The following is a 24,899-nucleotide window of genomic DNA, read 5'->3' as shown; positions in this document are numbered from 1 at the left end:
CATGGTGGATGGCACGTCATTTTCTGCGTGTTATCGTACCAAAAAATCTTTTTATGGCAAACAAACATGATAACAAAAAGAAGAAAAAAACAGGGGAGGAAGACCAGGAATTTCCCGGGTACCCGGAATACCCTTCCAGTGAAGATATCATGAACAGAGAAAACCGTGGCAACGAAGTAGATTTGAATATGGATGATCTGACGCGTTCTTTCCGGCATAATAGTGAACTCCCTCAGGAAAAGCCTAAAAGCCCGAAACGTGGCGATGAACAGGAGGAAACATGGCGTCAGGACAAAACCGGCGACGATCTTGATGTACCAGGGGCTGAGCTCGATGACGATGAAGAAGCCATCGGTGAAGAGGATGAAGAAAACAACCTGTACAGCCTCGGTGGCGACCGGCACCGTGGCCTGGAAGAAGACAACGGCGAATTCCTCGAAGAAGAGGATGAGGACGATAAGTACTAAGCAATTATAGTAAAGGAGTTAACAGCCTGCATACAGAATCCATGAACCGTTTGAATATATTTCTCTTGTTCCAGCGGGTTTCCTGTACCGGCAAGGCATACAGCAGATCTTCATCAAAAGCGCGGTCCAGTTTGCCCGCTACTTCCTTATCATACACCAACACGCCGATTTCGCAATTCAGAAAGAAACTACGGTTGTCAAAATTGACAGAGCTCACCCAGGCCAGGTTATCGTCTATCACCATGGTTTTGGCGTGAATAAAACCCCGTGTGTAAAAAAATACCCTCACCCCGGCAGCCAGCAGAGGTTTCATATAAGACAACGCCGCATGTTGCACAATAAAGGAATCTCCTTTCAACGGCAGCATCAGTTGCACGTCCTTCCCGGCTAAAGCCGCCATCTGCAAGGCTGTCAGCAGTTCTTCCGTAGGCACAAAATAAGGATTGGTGATCCTGATCCGCCGCTTGGCCACGTTAATAGCCATCAGGATGGAACTCATCGTCATGGGCCATTCAGAATCCGGCCCGCTGGCTACGATGTCAGTAAAGCAGGTCCCGGTAAGTGTTGTGGAACGCCCAAAGAAAGGTGTTTCAAAAGGAAATACTTCTTTGCTGCAATAGCGGTAACTCATCAGGAACTGCAGCTGCAGCAGGTTTACCGCATCTCCTTCAATTTTAAGATGGGTATCGCGCCAGAAAAGCTCATGTTTGCCGTTATTGATATAACGATCATCCAGGTTGATGCCTCCCACAAATCCTACGGTACCATCTATCACAATGATTTTCCGGTGATTGCGGTAGTTGGCGTTTCTATACAGGCCCACCAGCACAGGTGAGAAGGAGTACACGCTGGCGCCGTTTTCTTTCAGTATTGTAGGAATGTTTTTAATCCTGTCGCTGCCCATATTATCATAAACGAAACGCACTTGTACACCCTGATTGAGCTTTTCCACCAGGATCTGCGTTACTTCATTGCCTACATCATCTGCTGAAATCATGTAATACTCAATGTGAATATGGTGTTTCGCTGCCCGCAGGGCTGCCATTACTTCCGGGAATTTTTCCTCCCCGTTGATCAGCAGTTTTACCCGGTTATTTTTGGTGAGAATAGATTGGCGTGTATTCAGCAGCATGGCTGACAGTTCCTGTTTGGTACCCACTGCATGCCGCAACTCCAGCTGCATATGTTCTATTTCCGATCGTTGGGATTGCCAGTATTTGGCGAACAATACCTCGTCCTTACTGCCTTTCAGTGTAAACCGCCTTTTTTTGCGCAAGTCCCGCCCCAGGTAATAATAAACGATCAGGCCAACGATGGGGATAAATACCAATAGCAGGATGTAAGCCATCGCCTTTACAGGATTCCTGTTTTCCAGCAGGATGGTAAACACCACGCCGATAAACGACAATATTACCAGCACTGTGCTGCTTATTTTAACATACAGATGCCAGTCAGATCCAGTCAGATAGCTAATGAGCGAATGCACTCTCTTGAAAAGGTTTAATTATTAAACGCCGGGCCTGTTAAAAAGTTAAACAGGATTACAACATGAAGATAACAAAACCGCTATTTATATTATTTTATCCGATGTTGACCGGATACTGCCCGGAATGGATATCATGCTATGAATTACCCAAACGGTTACCTAATTTGTTTATCAGATATCCACGACATCATGAAAACGATACTCAAAGGGCTGCTGGCTGCGGCATTATTGTGCCCGTACGGCGTTTACGCCCAAACGTTAGACCGCTGGCAGATAGTGCCGGACGGCAGTATTATCTGGAACATTTCCGGTAACATTCCACATACCGACCATATCGAAATGGCAGGTAAAAAGGTGGCGCTCTGGCTGCAATATGGGGTAGACAGCAGTGGCGCCAGCACCATTACCCGTACCATCGTGTTTCCCACTTATCGCCTGATGCCCAATAAGACAGAGACAGCGATGATGTATAGCATTAAGGATGATATGCTGCCCCGCTTTTTTATCAATAATAAGTTGTGGAAACAGGACGTCTATAATGGTAGTCCGGTAAAAGCGTTGCCGGAAAAGGTACGCAGCATCCGTCATATGGGTAGTACCACCATCAACAGTGTTCTGGGAAATGACGGTCAGATAGAGCTGAAACGGACTTTCCTGCCGTCGGACAACCTGCCGCTGGTACTGGAGCAGTTTGTATTCATCAATCGCGGGCAGCAACCGGCCTGGATTGAAATGGAATCCATGCAGCTGGAACGGACCCCGGCGGAAAGCCGTAGTGCTAACGGACCGCTTCATTTTGCGGTACAAACGGCAGGAGCAGGAAGGCAGCAGGTAGACGCCGGCGACTCTGTCCGTTTTGTGGTGGGATACAGTGCCAGTCGTGGTACAGAAGCCCAGCCGCAGATCAATGCCGACGCAGAACTGGCTGGTCGTAAGGCCCGTGTGGCCGGGATTTTATCACTGTTACGGCTTGAAACACCAGACACCCTGCTGAACACCGCTTTTGCTTTTGCAAAGATCAGGGCAACGGAGAGTATTTATCTCACCAAAGGAGGGTACCTGCATGGCCCGGGCGGATTGCGTTATTATGCCGCTATCTGGGCCAATGACCAGGCGGAATATGTAAACCCGTTCTTCGGCTTCCTGGGCGACAGTATTGCGCTTAATTCCGCTATGAATGCCTATCGCTGGTTTGCGAAATATATGAATGACGATTATAAGCCCATTCCCAGCTCCATCGTAGCGGAAGGCGACGGTATCTGGCACGGCGCCAAAGACCGTGGCGACATGGCAATGATCGCCTATGGCGCCAGCCGTTACGCCCTTGCGGCCGGTAATGCTGACTCCGCACGGGTACTGTGGCCCCTGATAGAATGGAGCCTGGAATACCTGCGTCGCCAGGTCAATGAAAATGGGGTGGTACATTCCGACAGCGATGAGCTGGAAGGTCGTTTCCCTGCAGGAAAAGCAAACCTCAATACCAGCGCACTGTATTATGATGCATTGCGTTCGGCGGTGTTGTTGGCCAAACAATTACATGTTCCGGCCCGTGACTACGCGCAGCGGGCGGATGCGCTCAGGAAAAACATAGACCGGTTCTTTGGCGCTACGGTGGAAGGTTTCAATACATACCGCTACTATGAGGAAAATAAAGTATTGCGTGCATGGATCGCTACACCGCTGACTACCGGCTTGTTCGACAGGAAAGAAGGTACGATTGCCGCCTTGTTTTCCCCGAAGCTGTGGACAGAGGATGGACTGGCATCCCAGTCCGGCGACCGCACCTTCTGGGACCGCTCTACACTGTATGCGCTGCGTGGCGTATTTGCCGCCGGCGAAACGGCTAAAGCGATGGACAAGCTGGAATATTACTCCCGCCGTCGTTTGCTGGGTGAACATGTGCCTTATCCGGTGGAAGCTTATCCGGAAGGTAACCAGCGGCATCTGTCTGCTGAAAGTGGCCTGTATTGCCGCATCTTTACGGAGGGAATGTTTGGTATGAGGCCAACAGGATTCAACAGTTTTGATTGCACGCCGCGCTTGCCGGAAGGGTGGGACCATATGGCTTTACGCAATATACATGCCTTCGGTAAAGTGTTTGATCTGGAAGTAAAAAGAAAAGATAAAGGGAGGTTAATGGTAATAGCTAACGGAAAAGAATATACGATAAAGGAAGGAGTAACATTACCGATAATACTGAAATAAAAAACGGCCGGAAATTTTCCGGCCGTTTTGCTGTTATTCTGCTACCACTTCCAGCACATTGCTGGTGAGTGGTTTTATTTTTCCGGATGTAAATGTAATACCTACATTCATCAGAAAATCTCCACTGTATACCTGGTTGCCGAAGGCTGATTTTGTTCCGGGAAACAGGTTGATTTCACTCACACGGTAATTCTTTTTCGGGTCCAGCCCCTGTAACTTCACCAGCGGGAAAACATCCACCCGTCGGGTATTCATGAGGTAGTGGAACACTACCGCTTTTTGTTTGTCAGTGCTGGTATATTGAAATACTGCACGGGGCTGATTGTAAGGCGAAACCAGGCGATAAAGATCACCATACCATACAATATCACGTACACGGTTATACGTAGTAACAGCTTCATGGCTGAACTGTAGTTCCTGTGGTGTAAAATCATCTACTTTAATATCATATCCCAACTTGCCCATCATGGCCACATCTGTACGGAACTTCAATGACTGTTTGCCCATATTGGTGATGTGAGCGGCCATAGTATTAGCCGGAAAGAAATGGGAATAGCCATATTGAATATATATTCTGTCGAGCGGGTCTGTATTATCACTGGGCCAGAATTCAGTAAAGTATTTCATCGCACCATAGTCTGTACGGCCACCACCACCAGAGCACAGCATAATGGGGAGGTGTGGGTATTTGGCGCGTACCCTTTCCAGGACTTTATAAAGACTACGGGTATAGTCAATAAAAAGATGGGATTGTTTTCCCTTCAGATAAGGGGAATAGGTGTTGGTGAGCATCCGGTTACAGTCCCATTTAATGTAGGCAATACCCGGATTGTCGGTCATCGTCTTATCCACAATATCAAAAACAAAATCTTGTACGGCGGGATTTACCAGGTCTAACACCAGCTGGTTGCGGTAATAATTTTCTGCGCGGTTGGGAAGACGTAGTATCCAATCGGGATGTTTGGTGTACAGTTCACTTTTAGGATTCACCATTTCAGGCTCCAGCCAGATACCGAATTTCACCCCTTGTTTTGCGGCCTCTTTCACAAGATAACCGAGACCATGCGGCAACTTGTCTTTGTTGGTATCCCAGTCACCGAGACCGGCATTATCTCCATCGCGGGGATACTTATTGGCAAACCATCCGTCGTCGAGGAGGAAGAGATCTACGCCGAGTTTGGCAGCACCACCAAAAAGACTGGTGAGCTTTGTTTCGTCGAAGTGCATGCCGGTGGCTTCCCAGTTGTTCAGTAACGTCAAACGGGGAGTGTGGCCGTCGAGGATGCCATAGTTCACTGCCCAATGTTGAAAGTTACGGCTGGTTTGACCTTTACCGTGATCTGACCAGGTGAAGAGGAAGGCCGGTGTGGTAAATACTTCATTGGGTTGCAGCGTGTATTCGCTGGCGTAAGGATTGATGCCGGCACTCACATGCAGCGCATTTTTTTCATCCACTTCAAAGCCAAAGCGGAAATTGCCGGTCCAGGCCAGTGTGCCGGCCAGTACTTCACCGGAATTCTCATCGGGAGCTGCGTTGAGGGAAAGCAGGAACATGGGTGATTGGTACATGTTGGCGCGTACGCCCAGTTTGCTGTCCAGTATTTTATTGCCTTTCGTCAGCTTTTCCTCGACCATGGTAGCTTCTTTGGCCCAGTCGCCATGGAACTGGGTCAACCAGTAGCGCGGAGCATTAAAGTGCAGCATGGAGGAGGCGTAGGCTGTCAGCTGCACCGGTTGTTTTTCAGTGTGTTTGATTTCTGTCCAGGCTTTGATGATATCTTCCTGGAAATAAGTTTCAAAGTGCAGGGTAACGCTTACCGGATATACGGGGTCTTTGAGTATAATGTCTGTTGTGGAGACATTATTGTCTTTTTTGTCTGACCGGGAAGAAACATATTTCAATTCCAGCGAAGGGTTGCCGTCGTTGTGTACTATCCGTATGGCGGGATCGAGGAGGCTTTCCATGCCGGCGGTGATATAGGCTTCCTGTCCACCTTTAGCGGCGCTGTCAGCACCGGTTGATACTAAGGCCTGTCCAAAATACTGCTGTACCAGTCTTCCCTGGGCATTGACATTGTAAACCAGGCTGATATTCCGGGTGGAAAGCCTGATTTGCTGGCGTTGTGCCCATGTGTATTGGGAGAGCAGCAGCAGGCCTATGCAGAGTAATCTTTTCATGTTTTGTTTTTTAACGCGGAGGAATAAGCGTACAAAATACAAATATTGGGCAAAGAAGCTGATGGTAATTTACCGGAAAACAGCTGTTTTATGCATTGGGGCGTTTCGGTCAAACAGAATAATCCGTAGCTTGGAGTACCGATTTTAAAAGGAGATTTCCCATGACGCCGCAGATTATCATTGTACTGATACTGACAGCTGTTATCAACCTGATTGTTTCCCTGTCTTTTGCCGTGAGGATTGTGGGGGTTAAAACAGGGAGGATAGCCATTACTTTTTCCCTTTTTAATATACTGGTGCTGGTGTCCCGCACTGCCAATACTTTCCAGGCGCCGTTACTGGCAAAGACGGTGGAGGACCAGTTAAAGCATAGTGTTACGGGCAATGAGGGAATTTTCAGGCTCATTATTTTGTCCTGTACGGTAGGCTCGATTATAGGGGCAGGATTGATTCCGTCTTTTCAACGGCTGTTATCGAAAGCAGTAGAGCATTTTAGTGTGCATCGTTCGGTGCCGCGGTTGCTGTACCTTGGCTTTTCCGGTTCGGGGAGGCAGTTTATCAAGGAAAGTCTGAAGATGCCTTCCAAAGAAAGTATTACGGGCTTGCATCCCACGAAAGGGTTTCCCAAGAGAATATTTCTGGCTAACCTGATCGCCTCCGCTATCATGACGATCAGTGTGCTTTGTTGTGTGTATGCAGCGTATCTTAATCCTTCCTACAGGACCACGGCCAGTAATTTGTCCGGCGTTATCAATGGTGCAGCTACTTTACTGATGGTGCTTTTTATAGACCCTCATTCTTCCGTGCTTACCGATGATGTGGTGTTGGGGAAAGTCAGTGTGAGTTATTTCCGGCAGTATATCACCTATATGGTCATAGCCCGTGTGGCGGGCACTTTGCTGGCGCAGCTGTTACTGTTGCCCGGCGCTTCCTTTATCGCATGGCTGGCTGAATATGTGTAATTTTTTTCTTTGAACGTTAAGAACTAATTAACATTTCAATGAGAAAAAATACTTTCTTTTGAAACATGTTTTTTAACCCCCAACCACTATTTGTTATTGTTGGTTATCCTAACTCTGGTAAGCGTAAGTTATTACAGGAGATCTTTGCCCGTAGAAATTTTTTCCCGCTTAAAGATCCTTTTACGCCGGCAGTATTTCCGGATAAAAAGTTTGTGGTGATCAACAAAAGTAATCATGATTATGTGCCGAATGTTTTTTGCACGCATATCAGTCAGATCATGCGCCGGCACGCTTTTTCTTCCGCAGCTTTTATGCTGATGCTGAGCCTTATTCTGGATGGAGGCAGGCATGATGCCAGGAGTGTGGTACAGTACCTGGAAGCTTCCGGATTTCTGGTGCACTACCTGGTGCTGGCCGGGAGCTGGGAAGACAAGCGTATGGTGCCGGAAGAAGAGCTGGAATATTTACGGGCAAAGATCAGGCATGGACGTATACACTATTTCGACCGGCTGGTGACCCGTTCTCCGTTGCGTTTTTCGCAGCGAACAGAGGAGGTGGTGGCGGTGATCAGGGAAGTGCTGGCCGGGGGCCGCCGCTGAGCACTTTTCCGGTGCTGAGCTGTTGCTGCATGAGTGCCACCCGGAAAGGAGAATGTTCCAGTGCAATGAGATCTTCCGTGCTGCCAAGTACCTGGTCTATGAGACCGAAGGACTGGGCTTCCACGGCGTTCATGAAGTGGTCGTTCTCAAAAGCGGCTTCTATCTCTTCTGTACGTCTGCCGGCATGTTGTGCTATCAGGTAGAAGATCTGGCTTTGCAGGCGTTCCTGCTCACGATAGGCAATGCGTACATCTTCCGTGTACCCTTTGGCGCCGCCGCCTGTAGGGTGCATATGTACCGTGGCATGCGGAAGAGCATACCGTTGCCCTTTGGCGCCGGCGGTGAGGATGACGGTAGCCATGCTGCCGGTGAAGCCCATTGACATGGTGGATACTGGTGACTTCAGCATTTTCATGGTGTCGTAGATAGCAAGGCCGGAATAAACGACGCCACCGGGACTGTTGATGTACATGCTGATCGGCTGATGCCCCATGCTGTCAAGGTAAAGCAGCTGTGCCACGATGAGATTTGCCACCTGGTCGTCTATAGAGGTGCCCAGGAAAATGATACGCTCTTTCAGCAGCAGGCTGTATATGTCAAAGGCGTTGCGGCCATCGCCGTCAATGACGGTAGGAATCAGAAAAGCCATATGTAGAGAAGTTTTATTGGAAGATGGAAGTAATTTTTTGACGGTATGTTTCATCCGTCATGAGTTGCTGGTACAGCTTATCCAGCTGCTGCCGCTTGTTCCGGCGGGCGAGCCAGCGAACGAGTTGTACTATTTTCTGTTGATAACTCACTTTTTCGGCGAGATCAGGAGAGGTGAGCACCCTGACCTCGAATACCCGTTGATCAGCAGGATCCTGCTGCTGTTCAAGGTACTGTTCGATGTCCCTGATTTCACAAAGCTGCTTCCTCATGTTGCGTTTGTTTTACCTGTTCCCTGATTTTTTCGAGGCACTTGTATTTCTGTACAGTGGCCACATGCTGCGTTTTGTACTGCAGATGATGAGCTATCTCGGTCATGGACAGCTTATCGTAGTAAAACGCCTGTAACAGTTGCAGACATTTTTTGCCGGCATTTTTGAGGAAGCTGATCACGGGTTGGGCAACAGGTGGCGGGTCATAGAAATCGGCGGGAATGCCATAATCATCTTCCTGAGCATGGATGGCAACATATTGACGGGCATCTTTCAGTCTGCGCAGGCACAGTATCCGGGCTATACCCAGTATATAAGCCTGATCAGAACCTATGTCAGCAGCGTTTTGTTGTTTTTTTTCCAGGTAGATGATCACCGCATCATGAAATATATCTTTGGCAGTATCCAGATCGCCACCCATACGGTGTACCATCCTCGCCACTTTCGGAAGGGTGTCCCGGTATACAGATTCAAAAATGGGATCGTTATGCATGGTCATACAATCTTCGTTTACAGAGTAGTGTCGAAAATCGCGGAAATATCACCCGGAAAATTAAAAAAAAACGAGGATGATTCGGAACAGATCGAGTATGTTGCACTAAGTTGTTGTTAACGAATGAGCCATATATGAGAAGCCTTGTTATATTCTTTTTTTGCCTGACTGTACAGTATGCCTTGGCGCAAACCGGTCAGCGGACTGCTACCCCCGTACAGCGTGTTTCCCCAGGCAGGAGCAACCCCGTAGGGCGCTCAGGGGCCATGTCTAACAGTAACGGCACTACGGTGGGGCGTAACAGCACCCCGGCAGTAACGTCAAACGACCAATGGGCGGGCACCTGGAAAGTGGATTACAAACCCTGGCCGCATATTCCTGCAGTAACCATGCAATTACAGATTGGCATGCCCAGGCAAAACATGCTGTATCCGGCATTGTTATCGCTTGACTATGGTGAATTTCACGGCTCGTATTACCTGCTGCTGGTGCGAAAAAACGAGCAGCAACTGGGTATCGGAAGAGGTAAATACCCCATCAAGGAAACCCCGTTCAAACTGGGCATCTGGATGATGTACCTCAATGGAACATTCAATTACTCCCGTAAAGGGAACGAACCGCCTGTAATGGACATCCAGCGTATGTGGATAAAGGACTTCGGCATTTTTATGAGAGGCCTTTATGATGATGACGAGATTTATGTCAGCACCAAAGCCACACTGCGCGATATGCTATACCGTAACCCCATACAAATGAAGAAGACCGGTAATCAGCCATGGACGGGAGCGGAGGCGCAGAGAATTGTATACCCGGAAAGAGATTCCATCTATCTCGGGTTATATGATCGTATAGACGTTAACGATAGTACGGGGCAGCTGACTATCGTGGATGAAGATCAGTTGGACAAAGACACGGTAACACTGGTCCACAACGGCCGCACATTGCTCCGGTCGCAGGAAATCAACGAGCAGACACAGTCACAGCGGCTACGGCTGGATACCGGCATGAACCTGCTGGCTTTCTTTGCAGACAACTACGGCCGCCTGCCACCCAATACCGGCGACATGCGCGTGGCAATAGATGGTAAAAAATACAGCTTCGATTTCAGTGACCGTCCTAATGCTTATGCCACCTTTTTGGTGGCGCAGCTATACCGTAAGCCAGTACAGGAAAAGCCATCACCGGCAACAGTGGCGCCACTGCCGGCAACACCCGTAGCGGCGCTGCCTCCGGGAGGAGATACCGCTGCACTTACCCGCACTGCCATCAGCCGGAAAGACCAGTGGGTGACCACCATCAAGGTAAAGCAACGAGACATCACACTGGAGCTATGGGATGCCCAGACAGAAGACGGCGACAGTATTTCCCTTCGCCTTAATGAAAAATGGATCGTGAGCGGTTTCCCGGTAAAGAAACAGATTCAGGAGCTGAAAATCACGCTGCAACCCGGTGAAAACAGATTGCAGTTTATGGCGGACAACCTGGGACGAATTCCGCCCAATACCGCAGCGCTGCGTATATTGTTCGATAAAATCAGCAGGCGGGTGGACCTGAGCACGGATATGAAGCGGAACAACATGATCCGGATCATATACGAAGAATAGCAGGCTACCAGCCTTTTCTGTTGGAACCGCTTTCAATACAGTAAATGGTGTTGCGCGGAAAGGACTCGTTGAACTTTTCGAGATACACCTCATATCCGATAAAGCCGATACTGTCCGCTTCCACGTCCATGGTGGCCAGCGCAGGGTTGCTGTCTATGCCGTTGTAATAGGCTTCGCCCATGCCTACGATAAAGCAGCGGCAATAGAGAAAACTATCATCGGAGCCATCGGTGTACTGTTGAACTTCCTGTCTGTCAATGTGATAAAGTTTTTCCTCCATGGTAAGCAGGAAGGCTGTCAGTGTGGCTTTGTCCAGTGTTTGCAATACCTGGCGGAGGTTTTCACCGATTACATCGGTGAGTTCGTAGCTAAGGGATTCGAGCAGGAAGGGGTCGTTGGTCCTTAAAGCAAGCCGGCGGGCTGCATTGAGTTCGGGGGAGGATGACCAGGCAGTTTCTATGAACTGCCAGAAGTTGGCTTCATTCATAACTAAAGAGATAAATGAGTTAAAAAATGATGTTTGGGATAACAATTCAAAGGTAGGAGGGGGCTGCGTACTGGATATGCGCAATAAAAGCCGGAAAAGCCGCTACTGTAACAGGTTTGCAGTAGAATCAACATTTAATCGCCGGGAGTTGTAAATTACAGGTACCTATCCATCATGAAATATCATTTTGCATGACAAAGCGTTTTTCCGGAAAGAGCTTCTATCAGAACGTATATATATTCCTGTTAGTAACAGGGATTGTACTGATGGTATTAGCCTATCTCATTTACCGCCATACTTTTATACCCCTGATGATACCGGTGGGTATTGTCTTCCTAACCGGGTTGATCGCCTTTGTGGCCGTCCGTAAACATTATAACCGGGTGTATGGCATCCGGGGGTTCTTTTATGCATTGTCTAACAGCTTGTTAGCCTATGGCGGAACGGTATCGTTCCTGTTTTTGCTGATCAACTACTACGGGGCCAGCAGCGTAGATGAGGGATTGGTGCTGCCGGTAAAACGCAAACACCTGGCGATAGACAGTACCGGGCGTATTACGGCCATGGAAAAGCCTTCTGTGATTATTCACCATCAGGGGGTGGACAAGGAACTGGTGTTTGATTTCGCCCGTTATCCACAGGTGATACAGGCGGAGTATGTGGTGATTGATTACAGCAGGGGTTTTTTCGGATATGATATACTGCATTCCTTCGATGTAGTGCAAAAGCTGCCGGAGCAGCAGCCATAAAATCTCATCAATGAAATATCAGTTCATTCTCCACGGTTTTCTGACAATAATGGTCAGCAATATTGGCGGCATTGTATATTCCAAAGCGATCCGGAAGTTGGTAGCAAACGAAGCCGGATGGAGGCTGTTGCATAGCGCAGGGATGATGGGTGGGATTATGTTGTTGGCATTTGCCTCGTTTTTTGATGATATCACCGCCGGGTTTCCGCTGTTGGCCAAAGGGCTTTTCGGGGTGATATTGGGATCTAATTATTTTTTCCTGGCGGGCATGCTGATTGCGGCGTATACAGCGGCAAGGGGAGTTGATAAAGAAGAGAAGGGAAGAGGGAATAAAGTGGTTTACACATGTTATTATATCGCGGCGTTGTTGGGGTTTGTGTATACAGGCGTGTTTATCTGGTTGGGAATGAGGAGAGTGATGTAAGTGCTTAAAAAAAGCCTGACCTTACTTTATCGGAGGATGAAAATACGTCTGTGTATAGGTATACAAAAGGGTTAAAAATAAAAAAGACCATCAATGCTGATGGTCTTTTTTTCTGTGGTGTGGGGCGGGATCGAACCGCCGACACAAGGATTTTCAGTCCTTTGCTCTACCGACTGAGCTACCGCACCATGTCTTTTTTTTGTGTCCCTCTCGTGAAGGGATTGCAAAAGTAAGACAAAATTTATAATTGCAAAATTTTTCTTCAGAAATTTCTAAAAAACTTTTTCCTGAACGATGCCGCTCCAAAGTTGAGTACGCCAGAACAGTGACTGGGCGGCGTATTCAGCGGCTTCTTCCCATTTCTGCGAATCGTTGCCACATAGTTCCTGTACCATCTGCATGGCCAGTTGACTGTGATGATCGCCATCTACTTCGATATGTCTTTCCAGGTAGTAGATGAATGTATCCAGCTTTCCGGGGAACTTACGGTCCAGGTCTTTTACCAGGGCATGGAACATATCGGGGATGAGATCTTCGCGGCCAAAAGTGAAGACTGCTGCCATCACATGTGGTTTACCGGTGGCGATCACATCGAAGGTAAAGCCAAGAAAGCCTTTTACAGCCTCAGGAAGCGAAGATGTTGCCAAAATGGTGCGTATAGGCGTGCCGGCAGTTATAGCGGCAATAAGGGCCTTTATTTTGCCCGTATCAGCGCCTGCCTGTTCCATTGCTCTTTCGTAGAGTTCAAAATGGCTGCAGCGGTTGCCGTCCATGTCTACGTCGCTTTCTTCACCGGTAACGATTTCATTGATGAGGTAGCGCGTAGCGGCATTACCTACGGGCACCCAGGGCACGTTTACGCAGGTAAGCTGTTGTTGCAGGCCTTTCAACAATGACATAAAATCCCACACGGCATACACATGGTATTCCATGAAAAGACGGATATCGTCGAGGGTTTCGAGGGAAGCGTATAAGGGATGGGAAATAACTTTTCCCCTGTTGGCGGAAATGGTTTCCTGTATTTTCTCGATGTTCATTCTATGACTGTTTGTTCACTGGTATCACATGATTGCTATCTTCACTAGTTGCCGTATTCCACCAGGAACTTGATACGGACCAGCTTAAGTTGTTCCAGTGTATAATCGTTTTCGATCAGCTCTTCCCGGGCCAGTGCAAGACTGGAAGTTTCGCAGCCTTTGAAGTATTCCATGATTTCATCCTGTGCGTAGTCGTCCAGTTCTTCATCGATGCAATAATCAAGGTTGAGTTTGGTGCCACTCGCCACGATAGTCTCCATTTCATCCAGCAGCTGGGAGATGGTAAGCTCCTTGTTTTTGGCGATGGTTTCCAGCGGGATTTTTTTGTCGATGTTCTGAATGATGAACACCTTCATGCCGCTTTTGTTGACAACGCTCTTCATCACAAAGTCATCAGGCTTGGTGATGTTGTTTTCCTCTACGTATTTGGCGATAACGTCGACGAACTGTTTACCATAGCGGACAGCCTTTCCTTTGCTGACGCCCTGTATTTTTTCCAGTTCCTGTACGGTAGTAGGGTATTGGGTGGCCATGTCTTCGAGGGATGTTTCCAGGAAGATCACGAAAGGCGGCAGATTTTTTTCTTTGGATACTTTTTTACGCAGCTCCTTCAGCATTTCAAACAGCGCAGGATCGGCAGATGCATTGGCTTCTGCATTGGCTTCTTCTTCCTCTTCAACACCATCTTCATCAAACTGGTGATTGAGGGCCACCATGATGGAGTAGGGCTTTTTAAGGAATTTTTTGCCTTTGTCGGTCACCTTCAGCAGGCCGTACTCTTCGATGTCTTTCTCGATCAGGCCTTCCAGCATCATTTGCCGGATAAGGGAGTTCCAGAAATGTGCATCGAATTCCTTGCCCTCTCCGAAGATATCCAGCTGGTCGTGACGATAGGTGGAGATCTGCGGGCTGGTTTTGCCGGTGATCACATTCACTACGTACTCGCTGCCAAAACGTTCTTCCAGGGCTTTGATGGCCTTGAGGACGATCACCACCCTGTTTTTAACTTCTATTTTTTCTTTCGGATTGCGGCAGTTGTCGCACTGGCCACAGTCTTCTGTTTCATATTTTTCTCCGAAGTAATGCAGGATTACTTTACGGCGGCATACAGCGCTTTCGGCGTAAGCTACGGTTTCGTTGATCAGCTGGGCGCCCATTTCCCTTTCGCTGAGCGGCTTATCGCGCATCAGGTGTTCCAGTTTCTGTACATCCTTGTGGGAATAATAACAGATACAGTTGCCTTCCAGGCCATCACGACCAGCGCGACCGGTTTCCTGGTAGTAGTTTTCAAGGCTTTTAGGAATGTTGTAGTGGATCACAAACCGCACATCCGGTTTGTCGATGCCCATACCGAAGGCAATAGTGGCCACAATTACCTCCACATCTTCGTGCAGGAACATATCCTGACGTTGAGCACGGGTAGTGGGGTCCAGACCAGCATGGTAAGCTACGGCCTTGATATTGTTGGCAGACAGCATATCAGCCAGCTCTTCGGTGGTTTTCCGGTTGAGCGTGTAGATAATGCCGCTTTTGCCTTTGTGCTGATGAATATATTTGACGATATCCTTGATAGTCAGGTCTTTTTTACGTTTAGGCCTGATTTCGTAATACAGGTTGGGACGGTTGAAAGACGAGATATAGATATTGGGATTGTTTAATCCCAGGTTCTTAACGATGTCGCTTTGCACTTTGGGTGTAGCGGTGGCGGTGAGCGCGATGATCGGCAGTTTGTCGCTGATCTGGTCAATCATCTCTTTCAGCCGGCGGTACTCCGGACGGAAGTCGTGCCCCCATTCGGAGATACAGTGTGCTTCGTCTACCGCAATAAAGGATATTTCCAGTTCCCGGAAGAAATCCAGGTTTTCCTGTTTTGTCAGTGTTTCCGGCGCTACATACAGCAACTTTGTTTTGCCGGTTTGCAGGTCGGTGCGTACTTTCTTGATCTGCGCCTTGGAAAGGGTAGAGTTCAGAAAATGCGCCACGTTGTCTTTACTACTATAACCCCGAACCAGGTCTACCTGGTTTTTCATCAGTGCTATGAGGGGAGATACAATCAGTGCACAACCCGGGCTCATCAGTGCCGGTAATTGATAACACAAGGATTTGCCCCCGCCTGTTGGCATGATAACGAAGGTATCTTTTCCCGCTAGGATGCTATTTATAATGATTTCCTGATTTCCTTTAAAGGAATCGAACCCGAAATGTTCGCGTAATGCATCCATCAAACTTACCTTTACAACAGCCATTGCATTCAAAATTTAAAAAGAATGGTAAACTCAAACTCTAAAGAATCCACAAATGATGAAATAGTTCTATATGTTTTTTAGGGGACACGAAGTTACTTAAAAAAGCGCGTAGTATCAATATAAATTCCATGATCGCTCTGCTGCTGACTAAAAAATGATAAATTTGTAATTCGTCATGAAAAGGAATGGAACCATTAACATCGGAACAGTAGCCAAACGCACAATTGCTTTGGAGGCAGCGGCTATTAATGATTTGCAGCATTTTATAGATGCAGATTTTGAGAAAGTGGTAGAACTGGTAGCCCAATGTAAGGGGAGACTAGTGGTGACAGGCATCGGTAAAAGCGCCATTATCGCCCAGAAAATTGTGGCCACGTTAAACTCAACAGGCACCCCGGCGCTGTTTATGCACGCTGCAGACGCCATCCATGGTGACCTGGGCATGGTAACGCCGGAAGATATCGTAATGTGTATCTCCAAAAGCGGTACATCCGCCGAAGTGAAGGTGCTGGTACCACTGGTGAAGAATTTTGGCAACACTTTAGTCGCCATGGTGGGGAATACCAGCTCATTTCTGGCACAGGAAGCTGACTATGTGCTCAATACCACCGTGAGCCAGGAAGCATGTCCTAATAACCTTGCACCCACTACCAGCACAACAGCCCAACTGGCCATGGGGGATGCCCTGGCGGTTTGCCTGATTGAATGGCACGGATTTACGGCAGCTGATTTTGCGAAGTTCCATCCCGGTGGTGCATTAGGCAAAAAACTATACCTGAAGGTGGCAGACCTCTGCAAATTACATCAAGCTCCCAGTGTATTGTTAACCAGCACATTAAGGGAAGTAATTGTGGAAATATCCTCCAAAATGCTGGGCGTTACCGCCGTTCTGGACGAAAAAGGGGCCCTCCAGGGAATCATCACCGATGGTGACCTGCGACGCATGCTGGAAAAGAATGTTGCTACCGCCGGCGTAACTGCCAAAGACATTATGTCGGTCAACCCAAAAAATATCCAGCAAAGCGAACTGGCGATCAACGCATTGGAGATGATGCGCCAGCACGATATCACACAGTTGCTGGCTATGGATGGTGACCGGTATTGCGGCGTGATTCACTTACATGATTTAATCAGAGAAGGAATTATATAATGACACAACTGAACAGCCATTTTTATGTGGCCATCATGGCCGGAGGCATTGGCAGCCGTTTTTGGCCCCACAGCCGTACAGATAATCCCAAACAGTTCCTGGACATCCTGAACACGGGAAAAACGTTGCTCCAATGGACATATGAGCGGTTTGCCACCTTCATTCCAAAGGAAAATATTTTTGTGGTAACGCACCAGCAGTATACCGGCAAAGTGTTGGAACAACTGCCGGAAGTAGCCGTGGCAAATATTGTCAGCGAACCTTCCCGCAAAAACACGGCCCCCTGCGTTGCCTACATCTCCCATAAAATACACAAACAGGACCCGCTGGCCAATATCATCTGCGCCCCAGCTGATCACCTGATCATGGACGGACCGGCATTTACCTCGGCCTGCCTGAATGCCCTGCTGTTCGTACAGAAACACAGCGCGCTGTTAACGCTCGGTATCAAACCCACCCGCCCCGATACAGGATACGGCTACATCCAGTATGAACCACAACAAGTGGCGGATAACGTTTATAAAGTCAAAACATTTACCGAAAAGCCCAACCTGGAGCTGGCTAAAACCTTCCTGCAAAGTGGCGACTTCCTCTGGAATGCCGGCATCTTTGTATGGAACGTAAAAACCATCCTCGCTGCTTTCCGGGAATACCTGCCCGAAATAGATGAGCTGTTTGAACAAAGCACAGCAGCCCTGAACACACCGGAAGAAAAGGAAGCCATCGAGAAAGTATATCCACAATGCACCAATATCTCCATCGACTACGGTATCATGGAGAAAGCAGACAATGTGTATGTAATTCCTTCCAACTTCGGCTGGAGCGACCTCGGCACATGGGCCTCCGCTTACGAAAACCTGGAAAAAGATTACCTCGGCAACGCGGTACAGGGAAAGAATGTAGTAGTGATAGACGCTACCAAGTGCATGGTGAAGGTGCCTAACGAGAAACTGGTACTGCTGCAGGGCCTCGATGAATTTATCGTGATTGATACGAACGATGTGCTCCTGATTTGCCGTAAAGACAACGAGCAGCAGATCAAGGAATATGTGGCGGAAATCAAGCGCAATAAAGGCGACAAATATTTGTAATAAACATAATAGCGAATTACGGATGACGAATTGCAATTACAGGAGCAAACTCCGTAATTTGTAACGCGTAATCCGTAATTTTTTATGTCCAAATTACCACACACAGGAACCACCATTTTTTCCGTCATGTCGGCCCTGGCAGCGGAACACAAAGCGATCAACCTTTCACAGGGCTTCCCCGACTACGATTGCAGCGATGAACTAAAGGAAATGGTCAACCAGGCCATGCAACAGGGGCATAACCAATATGCGCCCATGCCCGGCCTCATGCAGCTCCGCACAGCTATCGCGGCAAAGATCAGGTCACTGTATCAGCAAACCATCAATCCGGACACCGACATCACCATCACCCCAGGCGGCACCTATGCCATTTATACGGCTATCGCGACGTATATCCATCCTGGTGATGAAGTGATCATATTTGAGCCGGCATATGACAGCTACATTCCCAATGTGCTGGTCAACGGTGGTAAGCCGGTACTGATATCGCTTTCTTTCCCGGAATACCGGATTGACTGGCAGGAGGTGCGCCGTAAGATCACTCCCCGTACCCGCATGATCATGGTCAACACGCCACACAACCCCACAGGCAGCATTCTCCGGGAAGAGGATATGGCCGAACTGGAAAAGCTGGTGGCCGAACATAACCTGCTGGTATTATCCGATGAAGTATATGAGCACCTGGTATTCGACGGCGCCCGCCATCTCAGTGTGCTGCGTTATCCTGCTATCTATAAAAACAGTTTTGTCGTGTTTTCTTTCGGGAAGGTTTTTCACAATACCGGCTGGAAGATGGGCTATTGCGTAGCACCTGAACATCTGATGAAGGAATACCGGAAAGTACATCAGTACCTTTGTTTCTCGGTAAATACGCCCATGCAATACGGACTGGCGGAATTTCTGGAAACACCCGCGCACTACCTGGAACTGCCGGCATTTTATCAGCAAAAAAGAGATTACTTTCTGGAGTTGATGAGTGGCTCACGGTTTACGCCACTGGCTAGTCAGGGAAGTTATTTTCAACTGATGCGGTATGATCAGATATCTTCAGAAGGAGATAAAGAATTCGCTGTCCGGTTGACCAAAGAATTTGGAGTGGCGGCTATTCCGGTTTCAGCATTCTATCATGATGGCAAAGATGATCATGTAGTGCGCTTCTGTTTTGCTAAAAAAGAAACGACACTGGAGCAGGCGGCAGCACGCCTGAAAAAGATATAGATATAATGGGGCTTCGATAACCGCCAGACAGGTACCCCTATAAAAACCGGCCAGGCTTGGCTATCTCGGCCCCATTAATATCATAAGCAAACATACGTCTCCTCCAGAGGAGACTTTTTATTAAACGGCCATGGCCGGTACCGTTTCTTTATTGTTTTTCAGGATCAGCGTGTGTTCCATAAAATCGACAACGCCGGTTTCCACGTTGTACATAGCGCCAACGATACCTACATCCCCTTTCAGGATCATGTCGCGCAGAATATGGCTTTGTTCCATGATGGCCTGTACAGAGCGTTCAATGTGAATATTGGTAACGGCGTGCACAAATTCCGGATTCTTGGAGGTCCGGTTTTCGGTGATTGTTTTTTCCGCAAACACAGACGGCGTGATTTTATTCAGCAAACCGGTCAGGTTGCCCATCTCCACCGCGTCGCAGGCGCCGCAGATAGCGCCGCATTTGGTGTGCCCCAGTACTACGATGAACTTGGAGCCGGCAGCTTTACAAGCATATTCCAGGCTTCCCAATACGTTGTCAGAGATAACGGCGCCCGCCAGGCGGATACTGAAAACATCACCCAGGCCCTGATCGAAGACCAGCTCCGCTGAAGTGCGGGAGTCCATACAGCTTACGATAGCAGCCATCGGCCATTGTCCGTCGCGGGTATCGTTCACCATTTGCAGCAGGTTACGGTTGATGCGGAGGTTGTCCACAAAACGCAGGTTACCTGATTTCAATAATTCCAAAGCTTGTGTTGGTGTAATCTCACTCTGTGATACTTTATTCAATGTTTTCATGATTGTTCGTTTTGATGGGTGAATGAAGGAGGAAGAGAGCATGGTTTCCGGTTTCTCTTGCCTCTTATTTACGCTATAAGCCGTTTAGTTCAACTGTAATTCCTTTAATAATTCCTTGTGATTGCCGGCTGCAATAGTGTGTACGTGCCCGTTAGATTTCCTGGCATGTTCTTCTACCAGGCTCCCGGGAGTGTTAGGGATTTTGTATACGTCCTTAAACCCCACGAGGATGACGGTAATATTTTTCTGTGGCGCCTTGATGTCTTTGAATTCCCGGATGGTCTGCAACACATCGAAGTCGATATAAGCCGTTTTCTGGGCATCTATCACAACAGTCGTGTCTGCAGGCAAATGGTCCAGGGTAAGCAGGATGCTGGCCTTGTTGAGGAAGGATACTTCCTGTGCCAGTTCCAGGCGGATGGTGTCGCCGGTCTGGTATTTCTCCTTGCGGAAGTAATAAGAGCTCTTCATATTACCACGCAGGATGGCCAGTACGCTCACGGCCATACCGATACCAATTCCGATCAGCAGGTCTGTAAATACGATGGAAACAACGGTGGCCACAAATGGTACCCACTGGTATTTACCGTTTTTAAACATTTCCTTGAAGACCTGCAGTTTACACAGTTTGTAACCCGTTACCAGCAGTACGGCTGCCAGTGTGGCCAGCGGGATCATGTTGAGCACCATAGGAATGAGTGCCGCACAGATCAGCAGCAAAGAGCCGTGTATCATCGTAGACATTTTCGTGCGGCCGCCAGCGTTAATGTTGGCGCTGGAACGCACAATCACGGAAGTGATAGGCAGACCGCCGATAAGGCCGCTCACGATGTTGCCGATACCCTGTGCCTTCAGTTCGCGGTTAGGGGAGGTGTGACGTTTCAGCGGGTCCAGCTTGTCAGTCGCCTCCACATTGAGCAGCGTTTCCACAGAAGCAATGATCGCAATGGTAAGACCGGTGATCCACACTTCCTTGTTGGTAATAGCGCTGAAGCGCGGGAAGGTGAACTGTCCGAGGAAGTCAGAGAATGACTGTGGTACGGGCAGGCTTACCAGGTGTTTAGCACCCAGGGCCAGCACTTCGTTGCCTGCAAAGGCACGGTTCAGCAGAATACCGGTTATTACGGCAACGAGTGGTGCTGGTACCAGGTTTACTTTGGGGATCTTGCTCCAATACAGAATGATAAGAATGGATATGAGGGTGATAATAGTTGCACCTATACTAATATGATTAAACGTAGACAGCAGCGCGCTGAAAGTATTTTCCCCATCTGCCTGGAAAAAGGCAATGCTGCCTTCATTTTCGGCATCATAGCCGAAGGCATGGGGAAGTTGTTTCAGGATGATGATAATACCAATGGCTGCCAGCATACCGGTGATCACATTGGAAGGGAAGTAGTTGGCCACGGTTCCCGCCTTGATAAGTCCCAGTATCAGCTGCAGGCCACCTCCGATCACAACGGACAACAGGAAGATGTCGAATGCACCCAGTTTGGTAATGGCCGTCAGCACAATGGCAGTAAGGCCTGCTGCCGGGCCGCTGACGCTCAGTTGTGAGCTGCTGAAAAACCCAATGACCAGTCCGCCTATAATCCCGGCAATCATACCGGAGAAGAGCGGAGCGCCGGAGGCCAGGGCAATACCCAAGCACAACGGCACAGCAATGAGGAAAACAACGAGGCCCGCAGAAAAGTCCCCCTTGATATTGGAGAATAACGATGTTTGCTTGTTCATAAAAAATGCATTTTTCCGTTAAAGGATTGCGACGCCGGACAGCAGCCATCGCTACCATCACGGAAGTAATTACAGATACAGATGACACATCCTTTGGGGTACTATCGCGGGTATCACATTAATAGATACACGATGTCCCTGGAATGCCTGAGAAAATAAATGCTTGCAATAAATAAATAGAAAATTCAAGCTGACTGTATTAACAGTAGCTGGTCTGGATTACGCTCTGAAGATGTTGGGAGGAGGAGCGTGGATTTCCTGGGCTGGATTGCTGGGGATGTCCTCCATTAAAAGAGGATGCAAAACGCCAATGAGTAATATCGGATTAAACTGCAGTGCGTCAAATTGCTTACAGAATTTTAATTCCTTGGCAATTTTTAAATGGTCATGGCCCGCATCAACAGGATGTTCTTCCACAATCTGATTATTAAACAGCAGCTTTCCTACCTCCTTGATGGGAAGTAATTGGGAGATCATAAGTCCCAAAAGGAATATGCCGATAATTTTCTTCATGTGTATTAACTGCTGATACAAAAGTAAATGAGCGAAACCATATATACTAAGTTACGGTAATTAAAAAAATGTTAAAGCAATTTAGTGATGGCTGGTGAAGGGTTTTAGCCTCAAAAACCGTCAAATTCCATTTATCCTCTATAATTGCCGTTTATCACATTGTTTTTTAGTCCTGTTTTTATCTTTTTCCCGGAAGATGCTTTACTGTGGCTGATTTTGCTCCGGTTATCAGTAGCCTTCAAAGCAAGTTATTTTGCTTTCTATGGTATTGTGTATTGCATAGTAGTAAATAATCCCTATTTTTGTATCGTAAAGTTGAAGGAAGGTGTACAAGCCCTTAACTGATACAAATCAAAAACCACCATTTAAGTCATACAATTTAAAAGCTCACTTGCCATGAACATCGATAACACACAGTCACAGATGCGGAAGGGAGTGCTTGAGTTTTGCATTCTGTCCGTCATCAAGCAAGGAGAAGCTTACCCATCAGACATCATTGAAAAGATGAAAGAGGCAAAGCTGGACATCCTGGAGGGTACCTTATATCCCTTACTGACACGGCTGAAAAATGCAGAGTTGCTCACCTACAGATGGGTAGAAAGTAGCTCCGGACCCCCACGAAAATATTTTTCCATGACCGACAAAGGGGAAACCTTTTACCGGGAACTGGAAAGCACCTGGAACGAACTGGCCAATGCGGTCCATCAGTTAACACAACAAAACAGCGCACCGCTGTAGTGCATATACCTAAACCTAAAATCTAAAAGAACCAACAAAATGAAAAAGATTATCAACATAAACCTGTCGAGTCGGCTGATTCCCATTGAGGATACTGCCTACGAGGCGTTGCGCCAGTATCTGGACAGCCTGAAGAGCTACTTCTCTAAAGAAGAAGGAGGTGACGAAATTGTGGCCGATATCGAAAGCCGCATTGCCGAATTGTTCCAGGACAAACTGAAAAAAGGCGCTCATTGTATCACCGATGAAGACGTGGCTGCTGTAAAAGTATCCATGGGCACACCGGAACAGTTTGATGATGCTCCTGCCGGCAGCGGTGCGCAGTCACAGGACAGCAATGACCAATTTACGCCCCGTCCCCGCAAGCGGCTCTACCGCGATCCGGAGAACAAGGTGCTGAGTGGTGTCTGCGGCGGTCTGGGAGCCTATTTCAACATAGATCCGGTGATCTTCCGTATCATCTTCGTACTGCTGGCCATTGGTGGCTTCGGTACCGGGGTACTGGTATATTTCATCCTGTGGGTAGCCACGCCTTCTGCTGACACTGCAGCAGAAAAACTGGAAATGCGTGGTGAGAAAGTAGACCTGAATAATATTAAAGCTACCATCCAGGAAGAATTAAGTCACATGAAGGACCAGATGAAAAATGTAGGAAAAGATTTCCAAAATTTTTCGCAGGGCCGCGGAAAGCAGGTAGGTAATGATCTGGAACGCTTTTTTGTAAACCTTGCACAAGGGTTGGGAAAAGTATTGGTTTTCGTGACCAAGGGATTCTTTTACTTCCTGGCAGTAGTGATACTGATCTGCCTGATCGTAACTGGTATAGCGATCGCGATTTCTTCTGCGGCCCTGTTCCCCCTGAAAAACCTTTTGCTCACCGCCCATTCCGTGCAAAGCTATCTGTTCTGGCCGGCCGTTGTGCTGCTCCTGGGCATACCTGTGGTAGCCTTGCTGACCTTCATCATCCGTAAGCTGACAGGCATCAAACAAGGTAACCGCTATGCGGGTTACACCCTGGTGTTCCTCTGGCTGCTGGGCCTCGTGTTCGCCGGAATTGTAGGTTCTTCCCTGGCAAAAGATTTCAGAAGACGCAGTAACCTGCCCGCAGAAGTGGTGGCTGTACAACAGCCTACTCACAATAAACTGATACTCCGTGTGGCTCCCGGGATCTTTAATGGCGACGACTTCAGCTGGTTCGATGATAACCTGATCGTGGCAGACGATACCACTATGATCAACCTCGTGAAACTGAGAGTGGAAAAAAGCGCTACCGACAGCTTTGGCGTGGAAGTGTACCGCTATTCTCAGGGCCGTACCCTGGCACAGGCCAACACGCTGGCAGGCGACATCCATTTCAATGTTACACAGAAGGACTCTGTGCTGTACATTCCGCAGGGCTTCTCCCTGCCGCCTCACTCCACCTTCCGTGGCCAGCGCCTGGTAATGGTTTTGAAAGTACCGGTAGGCAAAAACCTGGAGATCAATGACGATATCTACCGCCACTTCTCTTTCGATAAGTACGGCCGCCGCCATAACGACGAGGATGACTGGTACATCGGCATTCATTCCGATGATGATGAGGACAACGGCAATCATACCCGTCTGAAAATGACCCCGGATGGTGTCACTGAAGAAAACAACTCCGCGAAAATCGAACGGGATTCAGTAGAAAACACCTACCACTATAAAGGTAACGACACTACGCACAGATAGTTACATATTTTCCGCCATTCTAATGGAAGCGGGGCTGGCCTTTCTGGTCTGCCCCGCTTCTTTTTTCCCGATCCGATCATTACCCAGGAA

Annotated in this window: 23 protein-coding genes and 1 tRNA gene; 12 read left to right on the top strand and 12 right to left on the bottom strand. The window is 48.1% G+C overall.

The features are described 5' to 3' along the window. The first annotated feature begins 53 nt into the window (after positions 1 to 53). Positions 54 to 467 carry a hypothetical protein gene (locus HHL17_RS03080; protein WP_169223325.1) on the top strand — a complete coding sequence of 138 codons (414 nt, stop codon included), beginning with the start codon at positions 54 to 56 and terminating at the stop codon, positions 465 to 467. A gap of 4 nt (positions 468 to 471) precedes the next feature. Here the strand turns inward: HHL17_RS03080 and cls are convergent, their stop codons facing one another. Then, on the bottom strand, positions 472 to 1,953 hold the full coding sequence (gene cls, locus HHL17_RS03075; protein WP_169223324.1) for a cardiolipin synthase: 1,482 nt from the start codon (positions 1,951 to 1,953) through the stop codon (positions 472 to 474). Between the two features lie 189 nt (positions 1,954 to 2,142). Here cls and HHL17_RS03070 point away from each other — a divergent pair, with 189 nt between their 5' ends. After that, complete coding sequence (locus tag HHL17_RS03070) at positions 2,143 to 4,158, top strand: glucosidase family protein (RefSeq protein ID WP_169223323.1); 2,016 nt, start codon at positions 2,143 to 2,145, stop codon at positions 4,156 to 4,158. A 33-nt stretch (positions 4,159 to 4,191) separates the two neighbouring features. On the opposite strand, the gene HHL17_RS03065 is transcribed toward HHL17_RS03070, so the two are convergent. Next, the gene (locus HHL17_RS03065; protein ID WP_169223322.1) at positions 4,192 to 6,336 is read right to left on the bottom strand and encodes an alpha-galactosidase; all 2,145 of its coding nucleotides are present in this window, start codon (positions 6,334 to 6,336) and stop codon (positions 4,192 to 4,194) included. 161 nt (positions 6,337 to 6,497) lie between these two features. Here HHL17_RS03065 and HHL17_RS03060 point away from each other — a divergent pair, with 161 nt between their 5' ends. Further along, a complete protein-coding gene (locus tag HHL17_RS03060; protein ID WP_169223321.1) occupies positions 6,498 to 7,298 on the top strand; it encodes a lipid II flippase Amj family protein in 801 nt (266 codons plus the stop codon). Positions 7,299 to 7,363: 65 nt separating this feature from the next. Beyond that, complete coding sequence (locus tag HHL17_RS03055) at positions 7,364 to 7,897, top strand: hypothetical protein (protein ID WP_169223320.1); 534 nt, start codon at positions 7,364 to 7,366, stop codon at positions 7,895 to 7,897. On the opposite strand, the gene HHL17_RS03050 is transcribed toward HHL17_RS03055, so the two are convergent. Genes HHL17_RS03050 through HHL17_RS03040 form a run of 3 tightly spaced genes read right to left on the bottom strand, consistent with a single transcriptional unit; the run spans position 7,866 to position 9,316 of the window. Beyond that, the gene (locus tag HHL17_RS03050) at positions 7,866 to 8,546 is read right to left on the bottom strand and encodes a ClpP family protease (RefSeq protein WP_240975073.1); all 681 of its coding nucleotides are present in this window, start codon (positions 8,544 to 8,546) and stop codon (positions 7,866 to 7,868) included. The genes HHL17_RS03055 and HHL17_RS03050 overlap by 32 nt on opposite strands. Positions 8,547 to 8,559: 13 nt before the next feature. Further along, positions 8,560 to 8,817 carry a hypothetical protein gene (locus HHL17_RS03045; protein WP_169223318.1) on the bottom strand — a complete coding sequence of 86 codons (258 nt, stop codon included), beginning with the start codon at positions 8,815 to 8,817 and terminating at the stop codon, positions 8,560 to 8,562. Continuing rightward, positions 8,798 to 9,316, bottom strand: a complete 519-nt coding sequence (locus tag HHL17_RS03040) for an RNA polymerase sigma factor (protein WP_169223317.1) — start codon at positions 9,314 to 9,316, stop codon at positions 8,798 to 8,800. Before HHL17_RS03040 ends, HHL17_RS03045 begins: the two co-directional genes overlap by 20 nt. A 128-nt stretch (positions 9,317 to 9,444) precedes the next feature. On the opposite strand from HHL17_RS03040, the gene HHL17_RS03035 reads away from it, so the two are divergent. After that, on the top strand, positions 9,445 to 10,914 hold the full coding sequence (locus tag HHL17_RS03035; RefSeq protein WP_169223316.1) for a hypothetical protein: 1,470 nt from the start codon (positions 9,445 to 9,447) through the stop codon (positions 10,912 to 10,914). Positions 10,915 to 10,918: 4 nt separating this feature from the next. Here HHL17_RS03035 and HHL17_RS03030 read toward each other — a convergent pair whose 3' ends face one another. After that, positions 10,919 to 11,401 carry a DUF4240 domain-containing protein gene (locus HHL17_RS03030; protein ID WP_169223315.1) on the bottom strand — a complete coding sequence of 161 codons (483 nt, stop codon included), beginning with the start codon at positions 11,399 to 11,401 and terminating at the stop codon, positions 10,919 to 10,921. A gap of 191 nt (positions 11,402 to 11,592) precedes the next feature. Here HHL17_RS03030 and HHL17_RS03025 point away from each other — a divergent pair, with 191 nt between their 5' ends. Continuing rightward, the gene (locus HHL17_RS03025; protein WP_169223314.1) at positions 11,593 to 12,150 is read left to right on the top strand and encodes a hypothetical protein; all 558 of its coding nucleotides are present in this window, start codon (positions 11,593 to 11,595) and stop codon (positions 12,148 to 12,150) included. A gap of 10 nt (positions 12,151 to 12,160) precedes the next feature. After that, the gene (locus tag HHL17_RS03020) at positions 12,161 to 12,574 is read left to right on the top strand and encodes a hypothetical protein (protein ID WP_169223313.1); all 414 of its coding nucleotides are present in this window, start codon (positions 12,161 to 12,163) and stop codon (positions 12,572 to 12,574) included. A 115-nt stretch (positions 12,575 to 12,689) separates the two neighbouring features. Here the strand turns inward: HHL17_RS03020 and HHL17_RS03015 are convergent. From HHL17_RS03015 to recQ, 3 genes are all read right to left on the bottom strand, one after another. Continuing rightward, positions 12,690 to 12,762 (bottom strand) — tRNA-Phe (locus HHL17_RS03015). A gap of 84 nt (positions 12,763 to 12,846) precedes the next feature. After that, positions 12,847 to 13,611 (bottom strand): DUF3050 domain-containing protein, encoded by a 765-nt coding sequence (locus tag HHL17_RS03010; protein ID WP_169223312.1) that lies wholly within the window; start codon positions 13,609 to 13,611, stop codon positions 12,847 to 12,849. Positions 13,612 to 13,655: 44 nt separating this feature from the next. Next, positions 13,656 to 15,857, bottom strand: coding sequence for a DNA helicase RecQ (gene recQ / locus HHL17_RS03005; protein ID WP_169223311.1), 2,202 nt, complete (start codon positions 15,855 to 15,857; stop codon positions 13,656 to 13,658). 175 nt (positions 15,858 to 16,032) lie between these two features. On the opposite strand from recQ, the gene HHL17_RS03000 reads away from it, so the two are divergent. The 3 genes from HHL17_RS03000 (at position 16,033) to HHL17_RS02990 (ending at position 19,316) form a co-directional block, all read left to right on the top strand. Further along, positions 16,033 to 17,007, top strand: a complete 975-nt coding sequence (locus tag HHL17_RS03000) for a KpsF/GutQ family sugar-phosphate isomerase (protein WP_169223310.1) — start codon at positions 16,033 to 16,035, stop codon at positions 17,005 to 17,007. Beyond that, complete coding sequence (locus HHL17_RS02995) at positions 17,007 to 18,098, top strand: mannose-1-phosphate guanylyltransferase (RefSeq protein ID WP_169223309.1); 1,092 nt, start codon at positions 17,007 to 17,009, stop codon at positions 18,096 to 18,098. Before HHL17_RS03000 ends, HHL17_RS02995 begins: the two co-directional genes overlap by 1 nt. Before the next feature lie 84 nt (positions 18,099 to 18,182). Further along, on the top strand, positions 18,183 to 19,316 hold the full coding sequence (locus HHL17_RS02990) for a methionine aminotransferase (protein ID WP_169223308.1): 1,134 nt from the start codon (positions 18,183 to 18,185) through the stop codon (positions 19,314 to 19,316). Between the two features lie 120 nt (positions 19,317 to 19,436). On the opposite strand, the gene HHL17_RS02985 is transcribed toward HHL17_RS02990, so the two are convergent. The 3 genes from HHL17_RS02985 to HHL17_RS02975 form a co-directional block, all read right to left on the bottom strand. After that, positions 19,437 to 20,111: a carbonic anhydrase family protein gene (locus HHL17_RS02985; protein WP_169223307.1), complete on the bottom strand. Its 675-nt coding sequence runs from the start codon at positions 20,109 to 20,111 to the stop codon at positions 19,437 to 19,439. 84 nt (positions 20,112 to 20,195) lie between these two features. Further along, positions 20,196 to 21,845: a SulP family inorganic anion transporter gene (locus HHL17_RS02980; RefSeq protein WP_169223306.1), complete on the bottom strand. Its 1,650-nt coding sequence runs from the start codon at positions 21,843 to 21,845 to the stop codon at positions 20,196 to 20,198. 219 nt (positions 21,846 to 22,064) lie between these two features. After that, complete coding sequence (locus HHL17_RS02975) at positions 22,065 to 22,358, bottom strand: hypothetical protein (RefSeq protein WP_169223305.1); 294 nt, start codon at positions 22,356 to 22,358, stop codon at positions 22,065 to 22,067. 396 nt (positions 22,359 to 22,754) lie between these two features. Here HHL17_RS02975 and HHL17_RS02970 point away from each other — a divergent pair, with 396 nt between their 5' ends. Both HHL17_RS02970 and HHL17_RS02965 read left to right on the top strand, forming a co-directional pair. Then, the gene (locus HHL17_RS02970; protein WP_078669713.1) at positions 22,755 to 23,096 is read left to right on the top strand and encodes a PadR family transcriptional regulator; all 342 of its coding nucleotides are present in this window, start codon (positions 22,755 to 22,757) and stop codon (positions 23,094 to 23,096) included. A gap of 39 nt (positions 23,097 to 23,135) precedes the next feature. Then, entirely contained in the window at positions 23,136 to 24,809 is a 1,674-nt protein-coding gene (locus tag HHL17_RS02965; protein ID WP_169223304.1) for a PspC domain-containing protein, read from the top strand. The last annotated feature ends 90 nt before the right edge of the window (positions 24,810 to 24,899 follow it).

It is taken from the genome of Chitinophaga fulva (assembly GCF_012927205.1).
Classification (GTDB): domain Bacteria; phylum Bacteroidota; class Bacteroidia; order Chitinophagales; family Chitinophagaceae; genus Chitinophaga; species Chitinophaga fulva.
Note: the sequence above shows the minus strand (reverse complement) of the source record. Positions and strands in the feature narration are given on the sequence as shown.